The organism is Chryseobacterium potabilaquae, assembly GCF_902728265.1.
GTDB lineage: Bacteria > Bacteroidota > Bacteroidia > Flavobacteriales > Weeksellaceae > Chryseobacterium > Chryseobacterium potabilaquae.
This window is the reverse complement of sequence record NZ_CACVBR010000130.1, coordinates 1-650: the sequence shown is the minus strand read 5'-3', so window position 1 is coordinate 650 and position 650 is coordinate 1. Positions and strand designations below refer to the sequence as shown.

1 protein-coding gene is annotated in these 650 nt (G+C 37.7%); it reads left to right on the top strand.

Translation table 11 applies throughout. The features are described from left to right. Window positions 1-650 (top strand): AMP-binding protein (locus CHRY9293_RS18485; protein WP_162034321.1); only part of this gene is annotated, 650 nt, incomplete at both ends.

The following is a 650-nucleotide window of genomic DNA, read 5'->3' as shown; positions in this document are numbered from 1 at the left end:
CATCAAAAAGAAGTTGGCTCAAAGTTACGGCTTGAAGACTTATCTTGGGTAAGAGAAGAAGAGTATAGTGGAGATGGAATCTTCTCCAATCTTTTGGATACTTATTCAGAATATGATACCACGGTTACGATTCATGAATTATTTGAAAGACAGGTGGAGAAGACACCGGATCACATTGCTTTGGTATATGAAGATATAAAGTTAACGTATAGAGAGCTTAATGAGAGATCTAATCAGTTAGCTCATTATCTTTTAGAAACATACAAAATCCAGCCTGATGAATTGATCCTTCTATGTTTAGAAAGATCAGAGCAGATGCTCATAGCAATCTTAGGAGTCTTGAAGTCAGGAGGAGCGTATGTTCCCATGGATCCTGGTTATCCCATGGATAGAATTGAACATATTCTGGGAGATACCAAGACAAGACTGGTACTCGGGGAAGAGAATACAAAAGACAGATTATATGATTATAAGAAATTAATAGCTACAGAAGCAGAATCCTCAAATCTGAGTGTCATAAGTCTGGATTCTTCAGAGATGAAATCTGAACTGAGTACTTGTTCTAGGGACAATCTCAATACAGAAGTAAGTTCAGGTGATTTATCCTATGTTATTTACACCAGTGGCACAACAGGAAAGCCTAAGGGGGT